Here is a 17810-nt window from a genome sequence, read left to right on the forward strand (position 1 = left end):
CTTAATTCTCTTATAAAGCTAAAATATAACCAAATAGTACTAAAATAATCATTGCGATGTAGAACTGGATCTTTCCGTTTTGGATCGTTCTTAAGATAACGTTGAATAAACGTACACTTGCCCCAGTACCATCTACCATCATTGTGTCGACAAATAAGTTATCGAACCACGCTGAAACTCTCATTACAAAACGTGTAACCGTTGCCCAACCGTCAACTGCGTATCTGTCATAGACCCCCATGTCAAACTTAGCTAATAGGTTGTTAAACGGAAGAAGTCCCTTCTTGATGAAGCCACCAATATAAAGATCATCCATAAAATATTTGTTTTGTAGTGTTCTGTAATAACGGTTAAATGAGTTAACCCAGAAACCTGGATTCCATTTACCCCATAGGTACATCATCATCGCGATGAATACACCAGAGAAAGCAATCACAATCGACATACCAGCACCAATATAGTGAACCTGGTGGATGTGGTGTGCTTCTTCTTCAGATAGTCCGTAAGTTGAATCATACTTAGAAGTTGTAAATGTACCTTTTTCACGTACATCAATTGATCCAAGTTGCTCACGCTTATAGTTTTCGAACTGACCTTTCTTAGGCTTTTGAATTAAAGTTTGGAACCACTCATACTTACCGTTTGCTTTATCTGCAACTTTAACAAAACCTTGTCCTGTTAATGAACCAGAGAACCAAACACCTAGAGTAAATACAGCTAGGATAAGTAGAGGTACGTTTCTGTTCCAAGTAAGCTTTTCTTCATGACAGTGATCGTATACTTCTTTGTCTCTTGGCTTACCGTGGAAAGCTAGGAACATCATACGACACATATAGAAAGCTGTTAGTAGAGCACCCATGAAACCAAGAACTGCCGGAGCAACCATTACTGGTGAGTGAAGTGCTTCAATTAAAGCATCCCCTAGGATTCTATCTTTCGATACGAAACCAGAGAAGAATGGAATACCTGCGATTGCAAGAGTACAACACCACATTGCAAACCAAGTAAATTTCATTTTATGTCTTAGACCACCCATTCGTGGCATCTCTTGTACGTGAGCATGCGTGTGGTGATCGTGTAGAGAGTGAATAACAGAACCAGCAGCTAGGAATAGACATGCCTTGAAAACAGCGTGTGTAATCAGGTGCATGAATGCAGCATTATATGACCCAACACCAATACCTAGAACCATATATCCTAGTTGAGAGATTGTTGAGAAAGCTAGTACCGCTTTGAAGTCTGTTTGAACAAGAGCAATTGTTGCAGCACCGAAAGCAGTAATACCACCGATATAAGCAACAAAAGTTAAAAGTCCACCAGCATCAAGTAGCGGGTAAATTCTTAGTGATAGATAAACACCAGCAGCAACCATTGTCGCAGCGTGGATTAGCGCTGAACATGGAGTTGGACCGTTCATCGCATCTGGTAGCCAAACGTTTAAAGGGAATTGCGCTGACTTACCAATTGTTCCCATAAAGATACAGAAACCAGCAAATGTTGCTAGAGGGATACCAAGTACCGCCTGACCAGCTAATCCACCAGCATCGATCGCTTTATATAGGTCTACAAAACTTACTGAACCAACAACAGTCCAAAGAGCAACAATACCTAGTAGGAAGAAAACATCCCCTACTCTTGTTGTCATGAAGGCCTTAACGTTAGCAGCACCAGCAACTTCTTTCTCGTAGTAGTGACCGATTAGAGAGTATGAACAGAATCCCATAAGCTCCCAAAAGATAAATACTGAAAATAGGTTATCTGAAAGTGCAAGACCAAGCATTGCAGAAGTGAAGAGTGACATATAAGTGAAGAAACGTCCGTTTCTACCGTAGTTCATGTCATCTTTCATATACCAAGTTGAGAAAACGTGGATAAGTGTAGCAACGGCCGTAACCATCATAAGAAGAACAGCAGTCATGTTATCAATATAGATACCCATGTTTACTACGAACTCTTGCCCACCACCAGTTAGGTCAAACCAAGTGAATACTTTGTGGATATGATAATCAGCAGAGTACGTTCCGAAAACGAAGTCGCTAAAAATTCTCCACGCATAAATTGTCGAACCTGCGATTGCTGCACAACTGATCGCTACAGCAGTTCTCGTAAAGCGTGATGCAATAAATGCATTAATCACGAAAGCAAAGAACGGTAGTAGAACAATTGGAGCAATACTTGAAATCGTATAATCCATTTTTTTCCCTTATATCTCTAATTAACTTTTTAGTTCAGTTGCATCATCAATATGAATCGAATCTTTAACTTGGAAGAAACGAATCACGATTGCTAAACCAACGGCCGCTTCAGCAGCAGCAACAATAATAATGAATAGTGACATAATATTTCCGTCAATATTCTGGTTTGCGTATCTTGTGTAAGCTGCAAAGTTAAGAGCAGCCGCATTTAAAATTAACTCAACACCAAGAAGGATCGCGATAATATTCTTTCTCGCTACCATTACTGCAATACCTGCAAGGAATAAGAAGAAAGAAATTAGTAAGTAAGAAGATAAAGTCATCATTTTTTTAATCTCCTTGGTCTAGAAATTACTGCTGCACCAACAAGAGCTCCAAGAAGCAGGATTGAAGAAATTTCGAAAGCTAGTACGTGATCCGTAATTAGCTTAGTTCCGATCTCTTCAACTGTTGATTGCATATCTTCCAGTTGCACATGTTTTTGAATCTTTAAAACAGGTGCTAGGATTTTCATTAATACAAAACTGATTACAAGCATCATGATTGCTGCAATAGTGTACGTTTTAGTCGTCCCCATTGCTGCTACTTTCTTGATCCCTAGCTTATTGTAAGCTTGTTCAACCCCACCAGTTAACATGATGGCAAATAGCATGAGAATAACAACACCACCAGCATATACAACTAACTGAGTAGCAGCTAAGAAGTCAGCGCCTAGAGTTGCATAAAGACCAGCTACTCCAAAAAGAGTAAGTAGAAGGTAGATACATGCATGCATTAAATTTTTTGAAACGGCGACAAGGAATGCTCCTATAACTGTAGCCGCTGCTGAAATTAAAAACATTGTGTTAATAAACATTTCAAATATCCTTAAATATTAGTGTCCGCCCGCACCAGCAGATGCAGATGCGATTACTTTTCCAAGAATTGCCCACATAGACTTACCATTAAATAGGTAAAGCCATACAGCACAACCAATCATATTAAATAGTGCAATTGGAGTTAGATATTTCCAACAAAGTACCATTAGAGAGTCAACTCTCATTCTTGGTAGTGTCCATCTGATCCAAATTACAACGTAATAAAGAGCAAGTGTCTTAGTTACGAAAGATCCAAGTTGTAAAAAGTTTCCAATTTGCTTACCGATCATTGGGTGAGCTGAAGGAATTAATTTATTTACGAATTCACCTGAACCAAGGCCAAAAGGAACTTGATAACCACCTAGGAATAAAGCAGCACAAACACCACAAACAACGAAAACTTCGATGTATTCTGCAAGTGCAAAGAATGCAAACTTCATACCTGTAAATTCAGTGTGGTAACCAGAAACTAGTTCTGATTCCGCTTCAGGTAAGTCAAAAGGAGCTCTGTTTGTTTCTGCAAGTGCACCGATAAAAAGTACGAAGAACCCAATGAAAGTAAATGGGTTATGAAGAACAAACCATTGGTGAGGTAAACCACCTTGAGCTTCTGTAATTGTTTTAAATGATAGTGAACCAGTCATGATGACAATTGCTAGAATTGAAAGAGTTACTGGAACTTCGTAAGAGATGATTTGAGAAGCACCCCTCATACCACCAAGCATTGACCACTTTGAGTTAGATGCGTAACCACCAAGGAAGATACCAACACCAACCAGTGAAGAAACACCTAGTAAGTAGAAAACACCAACATTAAGGTGTGTAAGAGTAAATCCGCTTGAGAATGGTACAACAGCAAGTGACATGAATACACCAACTAAAGCTAGAAGTGGTGCAATGTTAAATAAGAACTTGTCCGCATCACGTGGAACAACGTCCTCTTTAAGAATCATCTTCACACCATCAGCTAAAAACTGAAGAATACCAAAAGGACCAACACGGTTAGGACCTTGTCTCATTTGAAGGTCGGCAGAAATCTTTCTTTCAGCGTAAGTACCAAGACCACCAATTGTTGCAAGTGCACCAACGATGATTAATGAGAAAACTAAGAATAGTAAAAAAGTTACGATTCCAGTTGCATCAGTTCCTAAAAGTTTTGATAGTGCATCCACGGCCATTGAATAGCCTGGTGCTTGTGATAAATACGATACAATCGTTGAATTCATTATTTATCCTTTCCATTAATATTTGCTTGGAATGACTTAACCCAATCAAGGTCACCTTTCTTCCAGCAATAAACTAAACCTAAACTTAAAATAACAATGAATAGAAGTAGTGATCCAAGAACTGCACCACCCTGCCCGATGTCGACAAAGTTTTTATAAACTGTTGCAACAGGGAACATTAAAGCACCTTCAACATCAAAGATTAAGAATACTAGAGCGATAACATAGAAACGAACGTTAAAGTTAGACCAAGCAGTACCAGTTGGTTCCTCACCACATTCGTATGGCGTAAGTTTCAATTCTGTTGGATTATTTGGCCTTACAAGACGACCGACAAGTAATGTTCCAAAGAAAGCGACTACTGCTACAGCGGCTAAAATTAACACCGGCATATAGACGTCAAAGTTTTGCGACATCGATTTATCTCCATGTATAAGTAAAGTAAGTTCCCAAATATTACACGATTACTAGCACTTTGGAAATAAATTGGCCCCTCTTTTTTTGAGTAATATCTTCTATTTAGTAACGCATGGGCCAATGCATAAATTCTTTGTTCTCACTATATTTTATGTTAAAAAACGACATGGATTTATTTTCACCACTACGCACAAAACTAGAAACATGGTTAGACACTAGGCAACACGACCTTACCATCGACGGTATTAATAGGGAGCACTGGGCATTTGCTAAGTTCTTATTACAAGAAAAAAATGGTAAAATTAATCCATCGAATTTATTTATTTTTGAAAATTATGATGACGCAGAACAGTTCTACGAGCTTGTAAAAACGAGCTTTTCTAAAACAAAACTTGTTTTCTACCCAGGACTAGACGCGTCACCTTATTCGGGAATGTTTGCCTCTGAAAGTGCACAACTTGCCCGACACTCAGCATTAGAAAAAATTATTCGTGCTGAAAATAAAGAATTAATAGTTATCACTTCAATAGAATCTCTTGGATTAAAAGTTCCACCGGCCAACTTTTTCAATGAAACTAAAATTGAAATTAATGAATCAGATATTATTTCTCCAGATGAGTTAGCTGGAAAATTAGTTCAGCTTGGATACAGCTCTTCATTTACAGTGGAAGAACAAGGAACATTTTCTAAGAAAGGTGAGATTTTTGACATCTACCCTGTTGGTCATCATCCAATTCGTATTCATTATTTTGATGAAATGATTGAAGAAATTTATGAAATTGATAAAGAAACTTTAAAGACTATTAAAGATAAGAAACTTGAATCAATTATCATTGCACCTGGGCCAACAATTTTTTGTGAGTCACAATACTCAAATAACTTACGAAATAATATTCCTCGCCCAAGGGCCAATCAAAGAGACTTATTAGAAAAACGTAATGATATTTTTAGCAAGCTTTCCAGTGGAATGCTTTTTGAAAATCATCCAATCTATACGCCTTTATTTTTTAATGAAAATGAAACAGTAACACTTCTCGACTACATTAACGAAAATTGGATTATTTCAATCTTTGATCGTGACAATGTTGAAGACTATTTTTCAAATTACTGTGATGACCTCGCTAGAGATTTCGAAGACTGTGAAGAGTTGCTTCCAGAACCAAAATATTTTTACGACTTATCAACAATTGATCGTTTAAAAGATATCGCTTGTTTAAATCTCAATCATTTAAATATTACTGTTAACCTTGATAATGACAGTAATATCGTTGATCTTGGGTTTAGACCTTTCAAGTCTTATATCTCTTATCACGACATTAACTACTTAGTTAAAAAAGAGTTTTTAACAGGACTCTTTAAGCATATTAAAAGTGAATTCAAATACTCCGGGAAAATTATTTTCACAATTCAAAATGAAAATTCTCGAAAAGAAATTGAACACTTAATTGAAACATTTGAAGTAGATGGTGAAATTAAGAAACGTATCGAGTTTGTTCCTTTCAAATTAAGTGAAGGATTCTTCTACCCTAGTGATAAATTACTTACAATTTCAGATAGTGATTTATTTTCAATTAGAAGAGACAAGGCCAAGGTTTCAAAGATTCACGACTATGATCTCTTTGCAGAACAGCTGGCTTCTCTTAAAGAAGGTGACTTCGTAATTCACTCTAAACACGGTATCGGAAAGTACTTAGGCTTAGAAGCAATGGATATTGGTGGCTCTAAAACGGACTACCTCGTTCTTCTTTATAAAGGTAATGATAAAGTATTCGTACCAATTTATAAGATGAATCTTATTCAAAAGCATGCCGGCGGAGAACTAAATGTTAATGTCGACAGCTTAAGAACAAATAAATTCTCGGCGCTAACTTCTAGAGCTCGTGAATCTATTAAGAAGCTAGCTTTTGACCTCTTAAAGCTTCAGGCCGAAAGAGCATCGGCCAAGGCCTTTCAATTTTCTCCACCAGATCATGACTTTAAAGAGTTTGAGCTTTCATTTCCTTTTAATGAAACACCAGACCAAAAGAACGCTATTGATTCTGTTATTGATAAGATGCAAGCAAGTACAGCGATGGACTTTCTAGTTTGTGGAGATGTTGGTTTTGGAAAAACAGAAGTCGCCATGCGTGCAGCTTTTAAAGCTGTTCTTGATGGTAAGCAGGTTGCGGTCTTAGTTCCGACAACAGTTCTTGCGCTTCAACATTATAATTCATTTGTTAAACGCTTTGAAAAGTTCCCAGTTCGTATCGATTACCTTTCTCGTTTTAAAACAGGAAAGGATGAAAAAGAAACAAAGGAAAAATTAGAAAAAGGCGAAATTGATATTATCGTTGGTACTCATAAACTTCTAGGTAAAACCATTCGTTATAAAGACCTAGGACTTGTTATTGTTGATGAAGAACAACGCTTTGGTGTTGGCCATAAAAACCAACTTAAACTTCTAAAGTCATCAGTCGATTTCTTAACATTAACAGCAACGCCAATTCCTAGGACACTACAACTATCTTTCTTAGGACTTAAAGATCTTGCTCTTATCAAGACGGCTCCTCCTAGAAGACAGTCGATTAAGACTTATGTGATTAAAGAAGATGATCACACAATCCAATCGGCAATTAATCGTGAACTAAAGCGTGGTGGCCAGGTCTTTATTGTCCACAATCGCGTTCAAGATATTGAAAATTACACGGCCTATATTAGAGAACTCGTTCCTGAAGCAAAGATTGTTTTTGCTCACGGACAGATGGCAGAAAAAGAACTTGAGTCTCGTATCTCCGCTTTCTACAACGGTGCATACCAGATTCTTATTTCGACTACTATTATTGAATCAGGAATTGATATTCCAAATGCCAACACAATGATTGTTGATCGTGCTGATCGCTACGGCCTTGCACAACTTCACCAGTTGCGTGGGCGAATTGGCCGATCTGATAAGAAGGCCTACTGTTACTTTGTTGTTCCAAATAATCGCAATATTACAGAAGTTGCGGCCAAGCGACTTAAGGCCCTACAGACATATGCAGATATGGGAAGTGGTTTCCAAATTGCCAATTGTGACCTTGAAATTCGAGGTGCCGGAGATATTCTCGGCGCACACCAATCTGGTCATATTGAGGCCATTGGTCTTGAACTTTATATGGAGCTTCTAACAGAGGCGATTCAAGAACTTCGTGGTGAAAAGAAAGTCATCACAAAAGATATTGAAATTAACACACCATTTGCGGCCTTCATTCCTGCCCACTTTATTAGTGAATCAAGTGAGCGTTTAAAATATTACAAGCAATTATCAAATTCAAAATCAATTGATGAAATCACTGCTTTAAAAGAAACAATCTTTGATATCTACGGCCCAGGCCCTGAAGAATTTAATCAACTGATTGCCATTCTCGAAGCTCGCTCGTACCTGATGCCTTGTGGCGTAAAATCAGCGCAGCTAATTGATAACACGATCGTTTTTCAATTTGATCAAAATGTCGTTGAGGCCAATGAACAGCTTCGAAATAATATTTTAAATAATTTCTTAGGAATGCCACGAAAATATCGTTTCACGCCAGACTTCAAACTGATTTTCACTAATAAAAGCACAATATCTCCGAGTGGATTAGTCGAGTTCTGTCAGGAAATTGCGGAAAAAATAGTTCCATCTTAGTGAAATTTATAAGTTTTTAAGAATTTTTGGTACAATTAGATATAGTTTAAGAATTTGATTTCTATAATTTGAAAAGGATATCTATATGTACGGTAAAATCATCTTAGTTTTACTACTTGCACTAGGACTTGAAGCTGCACCAAAGAAAGTTGTAGCTGAAGTTAATGGTCAAAAAATCACGAAGGAAGAATTAGACCAAGCATACCTACTAAATAAGTATGTTGTTTCTGATGATCCTGTAACGATGAAGAGAGTTCTTACAGACCTAATCAACAAAAAGCTAGGTGTTGAAAAGGCCAAGAAAGCAAAGCTTGATAAAGACCCTATCGTTGTTAGAAAGCTAGAAGAAGTCATCTTCAATGCTCAAGTTTCAAAAGATCTAGAAGGTGAATTCCAAAAGATTAAAGTAACAGATGCAGATGTAAAGAAATTCTATAGTGAATATCCAGAGTATCGTACAGCACATATCTTACTAAGAGTAAGAGTTGCTCCATCAGAAAATGAAATTAATGCTGCTCAAAAGAAGATTTTCGAAATTCATCAGCAAGTAACTCAAGAGCCAGCTAAATTTGCTGAATTAGCTAATAAGTATTCACAATCACCAAACGCTCATACTGGTGGTGACGTAGGATATCAACCAGCTTTCTTTATGGCACCAGAGTATTTTGCGGCCATTAAGGGGAAGAAAGATGGATTTATTACACGTCCGGTTCGTACTCAACTTGGTTACCATGTAATTAAGGTTCTTGGTGTGAAAAAGTACGAAGAGATCAATATGGGCGCTTACAAGAAGTTTGTTTATGACAGGAAGCGCGATAGAATTATTGAAGATTATTTCGCAGGCTTACGTAAAAAAGCCAATATTAAAATTTTAGACAAAAATCTAAAGTAATTCAGATTAAATAATTTGCACAAGCCTCATGGGCACGATAAATTATTGTTCTATACTTCATCGATGAAAGAACAGTAATAAGAGGTGTTCATGAGGCTTTTTCTTTTTTTGGCCCTACTTTTTTCAACATTAAACTTACAAGCAAAGAATACAAAACTATTAGATAAGATTACGGCAGTAGTTGATGAACACGTCATCACAAAATCAATGATCGAGCGTGTGAAGAAATCACTTCCTATTCGCCAAAATATTTCACCATTTATCTACAAGAAAGATATGAAATATACAGATAAGGCAGTCGCAGATCTTATTATTAGAAAATACATCATTCGCTCAACTCTTGCTGAGCAGGGATATGTAATTTCAGACTCAACTGTAGAGAAAGAGATTAAGAGAAAAGAGCAAAGACTTGGGCTTAGCCGAAATGACCTTATCGCCTTCTTAAAGAAATCAAATACAAACTTTGAAGAGTTCTTTGAACTAAATAAAGAGGCCATTGAGTTTAACCACTTCAACTCAGTTGTAATCATCCCTCTTATCTCTGTCAGTGAACAAGAAATTAAGAACGAGTTCTTCAAGGAAAACGTAAATAATAAGACTGTTTCTTATCGCTATACTCTTGTGGACTTCTCAATCGATGAGTCAATTGTCACAAAGAAAGACTACTCTAAATTTAAAAAGACTATGGAGTCTTTCCAAAAAGGTGGACCCCTACCAAGTAAGTACGGCTCAATTGAAACTTCAACTCTTGGTGATATCACGGCCGATGGCCTAACTGCAGAGTTACAAAAGCTTCTCAATAAAACACAAGAAGGACAATTCACTCAACCAATTAATATGATGGGTGAAACACATATCTTCTATGTAAAAACTCGTGATGTTGTTGAATCTTCTCTATTTCAAAATGCTAAGAATCGAATTAGAGCTCAACTATATGAAGCAAAAGCAAAAGAAGTTACAAGAATGTGGTTTGAACGTGAAAAAGCAAATCACTATGTAAAAACATTATAGAAGAAATGATCTATGTTACTGCTGGCCATGAAAGAGGAATAGGACTTGAAGTTTTTTTAAAAGCTTGGAGCCTTCTATCATCAAGTCAGCAGTCTAAATTCCACCTCTTTGTTGGTGAAGAATTTAAAAATCAATTACCTACCGAATTAAATCATACACTAGTTCAAAGCCCCTATTCACATAATGCCCTTGAGCAAGCTTGTGATCTTTGTGGGCCTAATGACATTTTAGTAACCATGCCTACGACAAAGAATGAATTATTCTTTGAAGGCAAGCCTGTGTCAGGACACACTGAATACTTTCGCAAGAGATATCAAAATGAAAATCTTGTGATGTTCTTTAAGTCGTATGATGCCAATGTACTTTTAATTACCGATCACATTCCTCTTAAGGATGTGGCCACAAAAATAAATCATGATCTTATTCACAACAAAATTAAGATTTGTGTTGATAATTACAAAAAATATTTTGGCCATTTAAATGATGTCATTATTTCTGGTATTAATCCTCATGCCGGAGAAGGTGGTATTCTTGGTAGCGAAGAAAAAGAGATTATTAGAGCAATTAAAGAACTCGATATCGATGAGAGAATTATTGGCCCTCTACCTGCAGACGGTCTCTTTCTAAATGATAGTTTTGCAAGCGATAAGCTCTACGTCTATATGTACCACGATCAAGGCCTTGCACCATTTAAGACGATGTTTAAATCTAAGGGCGCCAATATCACCTTAGGTATGCCCTATCTTCGTCTAAGTGTTGATCACGGTACGGCCTTTGATCTCTATGGAAAAGATTGTGCCAATTATATGGGCTGCTACTATGTTTTAAAGTTAGCTTTAAAGGTTATAAAAAATGAACAATGAAATTAAAGTCGTAAAAGCACGTGTTCACAATTTAAAAGACGTCACGATTGATATTCCCAAGAATCAATTGACTGTTATTACCGGTCCTTCTGGTTCGGGAAAGAGCTCCCTCGCCTTTGATACAATCTATGCCGAAGGACAAAGACGCTATATTGAATCTCTCTCATCTTATGCAAGGCAATTTCTTGGCCAGCAGCAAGCACCAGATGTTGAATCAATCACTGGACTTTCACCGGCCATTGCCATTGACCAGAAGACAACAAGCAAGAACCCAAGATCAACAGTAGGTACTATTACTGAGGTCTATGATTATATGAGAGTACTCTTTGCTAGAGTCGGTGATCTCTATGATCCAAACAATGGTGAAAAAGTTATTAGCTACACACCAGGACAGATCACACGTGATCTTATGGATCTACCGGAAAAAACAAAACTTCATATTACAGTAGAAATAACTGATGAAACGAAGAAGGCACTTGAACAGCAGATGGCAAAGTACCTATCGATGGGGTTTTCTCGTTTTATCGTAAATGATGAAATCATGCTTCTTGATAGTAGCGAGATAAAATCTCTTAAAGCATCTGATGAAATCCTAGTCGTTATCGATCGTATCCTTGTTAAGGCCGATATTGAAAAGCGCTTAACTGACTCAGTTGAACTAGGACTTAAACTTGGAAATGGAATTATTCACGTCATGATTGATGATGAATACCATACATATTCAGAGATCAATATGTCTCATGTTACAGGAGAAGTTTTCCCTGATCTTGAACCAAGACTCTTCTCTTTCAACTCACCTGTTGGTGCTTGTGGAAAGTGTAACGGACTTGGTGAATCAAAAGAATTTGTACTTAGCGAGATTATCTTTGATGACTCTCTACCTGTTCTTAAGGGAGCAATTCCACTTTTAACTAAGAAGAATAACTTCCTTCACAAGATGGTTGAGTGCATGCTTAAAGAAGAAGGTTTTGATTTAAAACTTCCTCTTTCAAAGATGCCAAAGAAAATATTTAAAATCCTAACGGAAGGTACTGATAAGGTTTATACCTATAAGTTCAAATCAGAAAATTCTGTCTTTGAATTCTCAAAACCATTCCCTGGTCTAATCAACTGGCTAGATAAGAAGTATCAAGAATCGACTTCTGAAAGAGTGCGCTCTGAACTTGAAAAGAGTATGCGTGTTCAAAAATGTTCTGAGTGTAATGGCCGTCGTCTTAATACAATTGCCTTAAGCACTAAAGTTGGTGAGAAAAATATTATTGAACTTTGTGAAGTACCACTTAGTGAAACTTATGAATACTTTAAGGATTTAAAGCTAGAAGGTATCAAAGAAAAGATCGGTGCCAAGCTACTGATTGAAATTACTTCACGTCTTAAATTTTTAAATGATGTAGGCCTTGATTATTTAACACTTAATCGTTCAGCTGGAACTTTAAGTGGTGGTGAGTCACAACGTATTCGCCTTGCCACTCAAATTGGTTCTGCTCTTTCAGGTGTACTCTATGTCTTAGATGAGCCTAGTATCGGACTTCATCAAAGAGATAACGTCAGACTGATTCATACATTAAAAGAGCTGCGTGATCTTGGAAATACTGTCCTCGTTGTTGAACACGATGAAGATACAATGAAGGCCAGTGACTATATCATTGATATGGGACCAGGGGCCGGTGTTCACGGTGGAGAGATTGTTGCTCATGCGACAACTAAGAACTTCTTAAAGAAGAAGTCTCTTACTGCCGACTACCTAAACCACAAAGTCAAAATCGAAGTTCCTAGCGAGAGGCGCAAGCTTAATGAGTTCATCAAACTTAGAGGCGCTCAACATAATAACCTAAAGAAAGTCGACGTGGACTTTCCGCTTGGAGGACTCGTTTGTATCAGTGGTGTATCTGGTTCGGGAAAATCAACTCTAGTACACGAAGTTCTCATTCCTGCAGTAAAGAGTAAATTAACTCGCATTAACCGCTCAATATATGAAAAGGCCAATTACAAATCAATTACTGGCCTAGAAAAAATCAAAACTGTTATTGAATTAGACCAATCACCTATTGGCCGTACACCTCATTCAAACCCTGCAACTTATTCAGGTTTATTTGATGATGTAAGAAAGCTATTTGCCGCAACAAGTGAATCACAAATTCGCGGCTATAAGCCAGGACGCTTTAGCTTCAATGTTAAAGGTGGGCGCTGTGAAGAGTGTGAAGGAAACGGAACTCAAAAAATTGAGATGCACTTTCTACCAGATGTTTATGTAACTTGTAATGAGTGTAATGGACGTCGTTATAATAATGAAACTCTTTCTGTTCTCTACAAAGGAAAGTCAGTCGCTGACATTCTTGAGATGACAATTGAAGAAGGATACGAATTCTTCAAGAACCACCGAAGACTTGGTAAAATTCTAAAGACCATGAATGATGTCGGTCTGGGGTATATGACTCTTGGTCAACCAGCTACAACACTTTCTGGTGGAGAGGCGCAAAGACTAAAGCTGGCAAGAGAGCTTGCAAAGTCAACGAAAGGTCATACTCTCTATGTTCTTGATGAGCCTACAACAGGTCTTCATTTTGAAGATATTAAGGTTCTTATGAAAGCAATCAATGAACTTGTTGAAAGCGATAACTCTGTTCTTATTATTGAACACAATCTAGATGTACTTAAAGTCGCTGACCAAATAATTGATCTCGGCCCTGAAGGTGGACACCGAGGTGGAACAATTGTGGGTACAGGAACACCGGAAGAGATTGCGAAAATTAAGACGTCACATACTGGTAAATTTTTAAAGGAAATTCTGAAGTGATAAATGGTTTTGAAGAATTTTATAATTTAAAGGATAAGAATCTTATTAAAGATGATTACTGTATCGCTGAAACAGAAAAGGTTGTTTGCAAAGCACTTCGTTCTAATCACGAAGTTGAAAAGATCATTGCGACTCAAGAATTCTATGATGCCAACAAAGAATTAATCGATCAAAACTGTAAGCATGTTTTAATAAAAGATAAGAAAGAGCTAGAAGAAATCACTGGCTTTAAACTCCATCATGGAATACTTGCTAAGGTTAGAACTAATGGCCTTAAAAAGATTGATGAGCTTGGCGATAAGATTCTTATCTTTAACGGTGTTACGTCACCTGAAAATGTTGGAACGATGACGAGAGCAGCAATGGCCTTTGGATTTGATAATATTATTTATGATGCGAAGAGTGCTTCTCCCTATCTAAGACGTTGTATTAGAGTATCAATGGGAAATGCATTTGAAGCGAATATATGTAAGTCACTTAACATTATTGAAGACATTTCTTTACTTCAACAACTTGGTTATTCAGTTTGCGCTACGGCCAACGAAGAGGGTGCTTTACCGATTACAGACTTTAAGTATCCGCAAAAAGTTGCCTTAATTATTGGAAATGAGGGTAATGGTATGGATCGTGAAGTTATTGACGCTTGCGATAAAAAACTCTTTATTCCTATTACAAATTATGTGGCGCACTTAAATGCTGCGAGTGCAGCTTCAATTTTTCTTTATCATTCGATCTTTTAATTAGATTTTTATTTATCTTTATTAACCTGACATTGGTGATGATAGTCTATAACTTAGGCCCATAAGCTCATCACCACACACCGATAGAGTTTGTATCTTTTTCGTTTTTTTCCAATAAAAAAGGCCATTGTCGTAGTGGCCTTTTCTTTTACTATATTTTCAAAATTAATTAGTCGATTGATTTAAGAAGCGTCGCCATTTCAATTGCAGACATCGCAGCTTCCCAACCTTTGTTTCCAGCTTTTGTTCCTGCTCTTTCAATCGCTTGCTCAATTGTATCAACTGTAAGAACACCAAAAGTTACAGGAACTCCTGTCTCAAGTGATACTTTTGAAATCCCTTTAGCAACTTCATTTGAAACAAAGTCAAAGTGTGGAGTTGATCCACGAATAACAGCACCAAGAGTAATGACAGCATCATATTTTTTAGAAGCTGCAAGTCTTTGAGCAATTAGAGGAATTTCGAAGGCACCTGGTACCCAAGCAATATCCATTTCATCAACGTTTCCGTCGTGTCTTTTAATGCAATCAATTGCACCACCTAATAGTTTGCTTGTAATTAGTTCGTTAAAACGTCCAGCTACAACAGCAAATTTCTTTCCAGATGCATTTAAGTTACCTTCTAGATTTCTAGGCATGTGTTTCTCCTAAATTTTCAGCACTTTCACCAAGTGCTTCTTTTCTATATTTAATTAAGTCTTTAATCGTTACAAATTTTAAACCGTGCTCTTGGGCAATCTTAGCAAGCTCAGGAGCTTTGGCCATTGTTCCATCTGCACTCATGATTTCACAGATAACACCTGCCGGATAACAACCAGCAATGCGGGCCATATCAACAGCGGCTTCAGTGTGGCCATCTCTTTCAAGAACTCCACCGTCTTTTGCAATCAGTGGAAAAATATGACCTGGCCTCATAAAGCTATCGGCCGTTGAATTCTTATTAGCAAGAAGTGAAATCGTAAGGGCGCGATCTTGGCACGAGATTCCTGTTCCACCATTTGCAGCATCAATAGAAACAGTGAATGCTGTGTGATGTACTGAATCGTTTTCTTTCACCATAAGTGGAAGATCTAATTCATTGGCACGCTCTTTCGTGATTGGTGCGCAAATTAACCCGCGTCCAATCGTGGCCATAAAGTTGATTGCTTCAGGTGTGATACGGTCTGCCGCCATAACAAAGTCACCTTCGTTTTCACGATCTTCATCATCAATTACAATGACCATCTTCCCAAGACGAATATCTTCAATGGCCTCTTCAATTTTATCAAATTTAATCATTTAGAAATGACTCCAAATTTTGTGTGCTTGCTCCATTACTACGTCTAGCACCGTTAAAAAGCAAGTTTTCTATATATTTTCCCAGGATATCCACTTCAATATTCACCAAACTCTGAACACTGCGATTTCTTAAAACTGTGTTCTCCCAAGTATGTGGAATAATAGATAGCTGGAATGACGAATCGGCCTTAAAGACGTCCGCCACAGTTAGTGAAATCCCATCAATTGTTATTGATCCTTCTTTCACAATATATTTCATTTGCTTTGAATTAACTTTAATCGTCACAAGGTAGTTGTTCCCGCGACTTTGAATTTGAACAATTTGTCCAACATCATTGACGTGACCTTGAACGATGTGACCACCTAGTCGATCACTTGCACGAAGAGCAAGCTCTAGATTCACCTCTTCACCAGACCTAAGACTTCCAAGAGTCGTCTTCTCCAAACTCGTATGTACTGTTTGCACAACAAAAGTAGAGTCCGTAATTTTCACGGCCGTCTGGCATGCACCATTGATAGCAACTGAATCATCAATGGCAATTTCAGGGAGAAGCTCTTTACAGCTTACTTCAATAAGTTTCCCCTCAGCATTAGAGCGTACACTCACAACTTTTCCAATTTCTTTAACTAGTCCAGTAAACACTATGACCTCGTATCAATCTCAAACATTGCTTGAGATCCTATATTTTTAACTTCTACATTTTTAAAATTTAAAGCATCGGCCATGGAATCAAGTTGTTCATCATAGTAACCAATACCATTCCCTAAAATTTTCGGGGCCACAAAGATTGTCATCTTATCAGCAAGTTGCTTTTTCAATATTGTCGAGGCAAGCATACCGCCACCTTCAACCAGAATTGATTGAACACCAATGGCCTTTAGTTGTGCCATGGCATCTTCGATAACAATTTCATTATTCTCACACTTAGCAAATACAATGCGAATCTGCTTTTCAGTAAAAAACTTCACGACATCATCTGGCGCAGATTGATAGTCTACTCCCGTTGTCACGATAATCGTTTTCTTCGTGTGCTGGTCATTAAAGACTTTTGAAAGTGGGTCCATCTTTGAAATCGAACCCATTACAATTCGATATGGAATTTTGCCACTATCATCAAGGCCAAAACGAATATTTAAACTTGGATCGTCATTATTAAGAGTCTTGCGACCAACCATGACACCGTCATATCTCTTTCTAAAAGCGTGAACCATCTTACGAGCGCTTTCGTCTGTAATCCACTTTGAGTCACCTGTCATCGTCGAAAGCTTACCATCAAGAGTTTGCGCAAGTTTAAGATGAACAAACGGAAGATTGCTTTGCATCGATTTAAAAAAGATGCGGTTAAGCTCTTTCGATTCTTCTTCAAGGACGCCAACTTTGCACTCTATCCCCGCCGCTTCTAAAATCTTAATTCCATTTCCAGCAACTTGTGGATTTGGATCAAGACAAGCAACAACAACACGAGCAAAACCGTGCTTTAAAAGTTCGTGCGCACATGGAGGAGTTCTTTTATTCGTGTGACAACAAGGCTCAAGCGTTACATAAATAGTTGCACCCTTAAGTTCGCCCTTTTGTTCTTTGGCAACATCAGTAATTGCTTCAGGTTCTGCATGTGGAAGCCCGGCCTTTTTATGCCAACCTTTTCCAAGTACAATTCCATCCTTTACAATAACAGCACCAACCATCGGATTGGGAGAAGTTGTTCCCTCACCCAATTTCGCTAGATTAAGCGCCATTTGCATATAAGCAATATCTCTAGAAGCCTGATTTTCCATGCCTTTTCATAACATATCTAATCATATGGTTCCAGCAGACTTTTACGTAAGCGCTGCATCGAGAATTTTTTGTAGGGTACGGCGATACTTTTCGAACAATCAATAACTTAAAG

Annotated in this window: 14 protein-coding genes and 1 pseudogene; 6 read left to right on the plus strand and 9 right to left on the minus strand. The window is 37.6% G+C overall.

The features are described from left to right. Positions 1-10 precede the first annotated feature (10 nt). The 5 genes from ABMA78_RS15255 to ABMA78_RS15275 are packed head-to-tail and all read right to left on the minus strand — an operon-like array spanning position 11 to position 4694. Entirely contained in the window at positions 11-2194 is a 2184-nt protein-coding gene (locus tag ABMA78_RS15255) for an NADH-quinone oxidoreductase subunit L (RefSeq protein ID WP_392861302.1), read from the minus strand. Positions 2195-2215: 21 nt separating this feature from the next. Continuing rightward, positions 2216-2521, minus strand: a complete 306-nt coding sequence (gene nuoK / locus ABMA78_RS15260; RefSeq protein ID WP_103218558.1) for an NADH-quinone oxidoreductase subunit NuoK — start codon at positions 2519-2521, stop codon at positions 2216-2218. Beyond that, on the minus strand, positions 2518-3051 hold the full coding sequence (locus ABMA78_RS15265; RefSeq protein WP_392861303.1) for an NADH-quinone oxidoreductase subunit J: 534 nt from the start codon (positions 3049-3051) through the stop codon (positions 2518-2520). Before ABMA78_RS15265 ends, nuoK begins: the two co-directional genes overlap by 4 nt. Positions 3052-3069: 18 nt before the next feature. Continuing rightward, positions 3070-4278: an NADH-quinone oxidoreductase subunit NuoH gene (gene nuoH / locus ABMA78_RS15270; protein WP_392861304.1), complete on the minus strand. Its 1209-nt coding sequence runs from the start codon at positions 4276-4278 to the stop codon at positions 3070-3072. After that, positions 4278-4694, minus strand: coding sequence for an NADH-quinone oxidoreductase subunit A (locus ABMA78_RS15275; protein WP_103218560.1), 417 nt, complete (start codon positions 4692-4694; stop codon positions 4278-4280). Before ABMA78_RS15275 ends, nuoH begins: the two co-directional genes overlap by 1 nt. Before the next feature lie 167 nt (positions 4695-4861). Here ABMA78_RS15275 and mfd point away from each other — a divergent pair, with 167 nt between their 5' ends. The 6 genes from mfd to ABMA78_RS15305 all read left to right on the plus strand — a co-directional run bounded on the left by mfd (position 4862) and on the right by ABMA78_RS15305 (position 14644). Beyond that, positions 4862-8341, plus strand: a complete 3480-nt coding sequence (mfd, locus tag ABMA78_RS15280; RefSeq protein WP_392861305.1) for a transcription-repair coupling factor — start codon at positions 4862-4864, stop codon at positions 8339-8341. Between the two features lie 85 nt (positions 8342-8426). After that, positions 8427-9233 carry a peptidylprolyl isomerase gene (locus ABMA78_RS15285; RefSeq protein ID WP_392861307.1) on the plus strand — a complete coding sequence of 269 codons (807 nt, stop codon included), beginning with the start codon at positions 8427-8429 and terminating at the stop codon, positions 9231-9233. Between the two features lie 90 nt (positions 9234-9323). Then, positions 9324-10244 (plus strand): hypothetical protein, encoded by a 921-nt coding sequence (locus ABMA78_RS15290; RefSeq protein ID WP_392861308.1) that lies wholly within the window; start codon positions 9324-9326, stop codon positions 10242-10244. Positions 10245-10249: 5 nt separating this feature from the next. Further along, the gene (locus ABMA78_RS15295; RefSeq protein ID WP_392861310.1) at positions 10250-11107 is read left to right on the plus strand and encodes a PdxA family protein; all 858 of its coding nucleotides are present in this window, start codon (positions 10250-10252) and stop codon (positions 11105-11107) included. Continuing rightward, positions 11097-13904 (plus strand): excinuclease ABC subunit UvrA, encoded by a 2808-nt coding sequence (gene uvrA / locus ABMA78_RS15300; RefSeq protein ID WP_392861312.1) that lies wholly within the window; start codon positions 11097-11099, stop codon positions 13902-13904. Before ABMA78_RS15295 ends, uvrA begins: the two co-directional genes overlap by 11 nt. After that, positions 13901-14644 carry a TrmH family RNA methyltransferase gene (locus ABMA78_RS15305; protein WP_392861314.1) on the plus strand — a complete coding sequence of 248 codons (744 nt, stop codon included), beginning with the start codon at positions 13901-13903 and terminating at the stop codon, positions 14642-14644. The genes uvrA and ABMA78_RS15305 overlap by 4 nt, the downstream gene beginning before the upstream one ends. A gap of 169 nt (positions 14645-14813) precedes the next feature. On the opposite strand, the gene ribE is transcribed toward ABMA78_RS15305, so the two are convergent. The 4 genes and pseudogenes from ribE to ribD all read right to left on the minus strand — a co-directional run bounded on the left by ribE (position 14814) and on the right by ribD (position 17697). Further along, the gene (gene ribE, locus ABMA78_RS15310; protein WP_392861316.1) at positions 14814-15281 is read right to left on the minus strand and encodes a 6,7-dimethyl-8-ribityllumazine synthase; all 468 of its coding nucleotides are present in this window, start codon (positions 15279-15281) and stop codon (positions 14814-14816) included. 40 nt (positions 15282-15321) lie between these two features. After that, a pseudogene (gene ribB / locus ABMA78_RS15315) lies at positions 15322-15921 on the minus strand (3,4-dihydroxy-2-butanone-4-phosphate synthase); the annotation flags it as partial. Next, a complete protein-coding gene (locus ABMA78_RS15320) occupies positions 15914-16564 on the minus strand; it encodes a riboflavin synthase (protein ID WP_392861318.1) in 651 nt (216 codons plus the stop codon). The pseudogene ribB and the gene ABMA78_RS15320, both read right to left, overlap by 8 nt. Beyond that, positions 16564-17697, minus strand: a complete 1134-nt coding sequence (gene ribD / locus ABMA78_RS15325) for a bifunctional diaminohydroxyphosphoribosylaminopyrimidine deaminase/5-amino-6-(5-phosphoribosylamino)uracil reductase RibD (RefSeq protein WP_392861319.1) — start codon at positions 17695-17697, stop codon at positions 16564-16566. The genes ABMA78_RS15320 and ribD overlap by 1 nt, the downstream gene beginning before the upstream one ends. Between the last annotated feature and the right edge of the window lie 113 nt (positions 17698-17810).

The sequence above is a fragment of the Halobacteriovorax sp. RZ-2 genome (genome assembly GCF_043196685.1).
Taxonomy (GTDB): Bacteria; Bdellovibrionota; Bacteriovoracia; order Bacteriovoracales; family Bacteriovoracaceae; genus Halobacteriovorax_A.